Annotated in this window: 5 protein-coding genes; 4 read left to right on the top strand and 1 reads right to left on the bottom strand. The window is 36.9% G+C overall.

Annotation, left to right across the window (positions count from 1 at the left end):
* Nucleotides 1–1,143 (top strand): Ppx/GppA phosphatase family protein (locus BVH04_RS20025; protein ID WP_140160627.1); only part of this gene is annotated, 1,143 nt, incomplete at its 5' end.
* A gap of 131 nt (nt 1,144–1,274) precedes the next feature.
* On the opposite strand, the gene BVH04_RS20030 is transcribed toward BVH04_RS20025, so the two are convergent.
* Entirely contained in the window at nt 1,275–1,820 is a 546-nt protein-coding gene (locus BVH04_RS20030; RefSeq protein WP_086543250.1) for an REP-associated tyrosine transposase, read from the bottom strand.
* A 312-nt stretch (nt 1,821–2,132) separates the two neighbouring features.
* On the opposite strand from BVH04_RS20030, the gene BVH04_RS20035 reads away from it, so the two are divergent.
* From BVH04_RS20035 to BVH04_RS20045, 3 genes are read left to right on the top strand one after another with little or no spacing between them, the layout of a single operon-like run.
* A complete protein-coding gene (locus tag BVH04_RS20035) occupies nt 2,133–2,615 on the top strand; it encodes a toll/interleukin-1 receptor domain-containing protein (protein ID WP_169714470.1) in 483 nt (160 codons plus the stop codon).
* Between the two features lie 49 nt (nt 2,616–2,664).
* Entirely contained in the window at nt 2,665–3,204 is a 540-nt protein-coding gene (locus BVH04_RS20040) for a type 1 glutamine amidotransferase family protein (RefSeq protein WP_086543252.1), read from the top strand.
* A 41-nt stretch (nt 3,205–3,245) separates the two neighbouring features.
* Nucleotides 3,246–3,785, top strand: a complete 540-nt coding sequence (locus tag BVH04_RS20045) for an RDD family protein (protein WP_086543253.1) — start codon at nt 3,246–3,248, stop codon at nt 3,783–3,785.
* The last annotated feature ends 364 nt before the right edge of the window (nt 3,786–4,149 follow it).

Raw genomic sequence — 4,149 nt, forward strand, 5'->3', positions numbered from 1 at the left:
GTCCTAGTCCTTGATATCGGCGGTGGAAGTACTGAGGCAGTGGTAGGAAATCGGGAAGAAGTACTGTTCATGAGCAGTATGAAACTGGGTGTCCTGAGACTTTTAGATCGGGTAGGAAATCAGGATCCCCTGGACAGAAAACAGCAAAAAGACCTGAAAGAACATATTCGTTCAATTGCCGGTAAAATTATCTCAAAAGCTTCACAGGTGGGTTTTTCCAAGGTAGTAGGCACTTCAGGTACCATCCGGACCTTGGGAGAGGCAGCTTTGGCCTTAAATGATAAAACCATCATCAGTTCCGTCAATGCTGAGGTGGTCAAAATAAAGGACTTGGAAAAAATCATAGCTCAGCTCCTTGAACTTGAGCCTGGGAAAAGAGCAGCTATTCCCGGCATCAGTGCCAACCGCGTAGATGCCATCCATCTGGGTGGACTTTTGCTTTTGGAATTGTTGAAAATGTCCAAGGTGGATGAAATCACCCTTTCGGATGCTTCCTTGAGAGACGGATTGATCATAGACTATTTGGAGAAAAATGGCCAGAAACTAGACCGTCTGGAGCAGGGTAAAGATGTCCGTGAAAGCAGTTCGCTGATGATGGCCTTGCGCTATGATACGGATATCGAAGAGAAAAAGCATATATCGCATTTAGCACTTCAGCTTTTTGACCAACTGAAGGCCCTGCACGGCCTGGAGGATTCAAGCCGGGAGTTGCTGCACCATGCAAGTCTGATCTATGATATAGGTCAGTTTGTGAATTTTAAGGATTTCCATAAGCATTCCAGGTATTTGATTTTGCAGGGAAGGCTGAGGGGCTTCAACAATGATGAACTGACCATACTAGCCCATCTGTCCAGATACCACAGGAAATCTGGTCCAAAAAAACGTCACAAAAAATTCAAAAAGCTGGATAAGAATTTACGAAGATTGGTCAAAGGACTTTCAGGAATTTTGAGGGTTGCAGTAGGATTGGATAAAACCAAAAATCAATGGGTGGAAAACGTCTATTGCATCCCTTCGGCCGATAAGCTGACCATCAAGCTATTCGGGGAAGAAAGTCTGGATCTGGAGATCTGGGAAGCGCAGCGTTTTTCGGATACCTTGGGAGAGTTTTTAGGATTGGAAGTGGAAATTATCAAAGGATGAGTCTATTTCCCCCGTACAGCTTTCGGGACTAAGCTTAGGCAAGTTTTCTGCTCCTAGTGGGGAGTTAGCTGGGTGAAGTTTGTAACTTCACCCTAATATCCCGACCAATTTGCAATTGGATCAGTAGGTTACTACCAGAAATCCACTTCAATTAAGCCTTTTAGTCCAGAATAGTTTCTTGCGCTAGAATACAAATAATCTTCCTCCTTTTCGACAATCCCAGCTCTTACCGGATTTTCATGAATATACGTCATCCTACTTTCAATCATATCTACTCGAAATAACTCTATTGCATGATTGTCGTGCGTCCAAAATTGCATGTCACCAACCCGCGTATTGAATTTGGCTTGGTATTCAAAGATCATTTTTAGCCATTCCTTTCTGCTTTCTTGAGGATTTTCAAGAATCATTTTCAGAAGTTTCTTACTGGTAAACTTTTTGAAATCCCGAACCCAGTCAGATAGTTTTCCATCTTTCTGTTGTACTACCAAATGAATGTGGTTAGTCATGATCACATAGCCGTACAAATACAATCCCTTTTCTTTTCTGCAATAGGTCAAGTTTTCTAGAATAAAATCTCGGTATGATTTTCTGGTAAAAATGTCTGCCCAACCTACCACTTGGAAAGTCAAAAAGTAAGGCATTTCTTGATCTTTGATTTGATAGGCCTCTCCCATAAAATGAAAATACTTCTTATAGCCCGAATTGCAAATTCTTAAAATATAAAAGCGTAGTTACAAACTACGCTTAGTCGAGCGCTCTACGCCTAGCGGGGCGGGGATTTAGATTGCGAATAATAGGAGGGTGTAGTACCAAACTTCCAGCGTCCACCTGAACTTCAGAACTGAAAGAGAGTAGACTACACCGAGGATGGGTAAAAATATTTTAAACTGTAATCATTCCAATTATTAATAATTGAATTTTAGTAAAAAATGGAATTAATTCCTATTTTAGAACATGCAATATTGACTAGGATAAAACTTAAATATATGACAGTTGTTAAAACTTTTAAGCCTCGAATTTTTTTGTCCTACGCTCATGCAGACGAAGATTTAAAAAAGGAACTCGATAAGCATTTAATGCCTTTAAAACGCTCCGGTAAAATTGAAACTTGGGATGATAGAGAATTGATAGCCGGCCAAGAATGGAATGAAGAGATATTAGCAGAGCTTAATAGAGCAGAAATAATTTTGCTGCTCGTAAGTAAAGATTTTATTGCCTCGCAATACATTTGGGAAAAAGAACTTGAAACGGCTATGAAGAGACACGAAAATGGTACCGCGAAAGTAGTCCCAGTAATTATAAAAAACTGCTTGTGGCAGGATATGCCTTTTGCCAAATTACAGGCTCTCCCCCGTAATGCCAAGCCTGTTACTAATTATGAAAATCCTGATGATGCTTTCACTGAAATAGCCGTTTCGGTAAAAAAACTGGTAGAATATATGTTAAGTAAATTACAAAACTCCGATTAATTTCAGAAAATTGATTTAAAGGAGATTAAATTAAATTTCTATTTACAATATGACGACACCAATTAAACAACCGGAAGTAAAAATTAAAGATAATATTGTAATTTACTTTTTAGCTTCTTCTAATCCTCTTGATATTGAAGCTTGTAAAATAGTGCATAATCATCTTTCTCAGTTTATACGCAATTCGACACCTCCAATAGAAATATACAGTGATTATTCTATTGATGCTGGTGTTGAAACTATTAATTATAAAGATAAATTATATTCTTCTGATCTTGTAATTGTATTTGGCAGTAGTGATTTTATTGCAGATGAGGATTTATCTGCAAATCGGATAAACAAAGTTATTCTTCGATATAATAAAAGGGAAACCCGAATACTTGCAATTATAGTTCGTAATTTCCTTTGGACGGAACCTTTTTTTGGACATTTGCCAATACTTCCAAAGGAAAGAATACCCCTTTATGATCAGAAAACTTGGAGTATTGATGATGCTTTTGCAACAGTAGCACAGGAAATCAAAGACAAGATTACCAAGATTTATAAAATTGAACAATCAACTATTGAAATAAAACCTTGGGATGATTGATAGTTTTAATCTTCTATAAATTCAAATCCTAAATATGTCAAATGGAAAATTCACTATCCAATTCGGGAAATTATGAAAGTAATACCTCAGACATCATTGATGATGATTTCAGCCCCATTAATTCTAACTGGAGAATTGATTATTATCGAAAGGTTTTTTGGAAGCGAATAAAAGCATATTTTTTTGACCTTATAATTATTTGGATAGCAACTTTTACTATTTTGATTTCGGTAATCTTTTTCTTTTCTTTGTTTCTAAATGATGATCAAGTATTGTCTATATTTGTTGTGTTGTATTTTTTATTACTGTTTTCAATTCCTGTTTTAATCTCAATTTTAGAATCATCAAAATGGAAGGGTGCATTTGGAAAACGAATAATGAAAATAGAGGTTTCAGATGAATTTGGTAAGCCGATATCTTTTTGGAAATCTATCTGGAGGAATTTACTAAAGGGAATAACTTTTTATATATGTCTTACAGTTATTGGTTTTTTTATTCAGAGATATTATTTTTTGAAATCAGGTAAATTAATTCATGATCATTGGTCTAATACGGTAATTGGAGAAAGACTGAATAATTAATTTGATGGAATACACGGTAGTTATTAGAATAGAGTCTCTCTAGGCCTAGACAAACGCTCTACGCCTAGCGGGGCTTTCGGGACTACGCTTAGTCAAGTGTTCTGCTCCTAGCAGGGACCCAGGATAAAATTTCGAGAATACAAATCTCGAACAGCAAGAATTTCGAGATAACAAATCTCGAACAGCAGGAGTGTAAATTTTTCCAAGGCCAAACGAAACTCAGATATTAAAACTTCATTATCGTTTCTTTTTTATCGTGTACTTTTAGTATTCATCAAATCCAAAAAGATCCATGAACCTAGCTGCCATCGATATCGGTACCAATTCCATTCATATGGTCATCGTCAAAGTCACCTCGAGACAC

It is taken from the genome of Algoriphagus antarcticus, from assembly GCF_002150685.1.
GTDB classification, from domain to species: domain Bacteria; phylum Bacteroidota; class Bacteroidia; order Cytophagales; family Cyclobacteriaceae; genus Algoriphagus; species Algoriphagus antarcticus.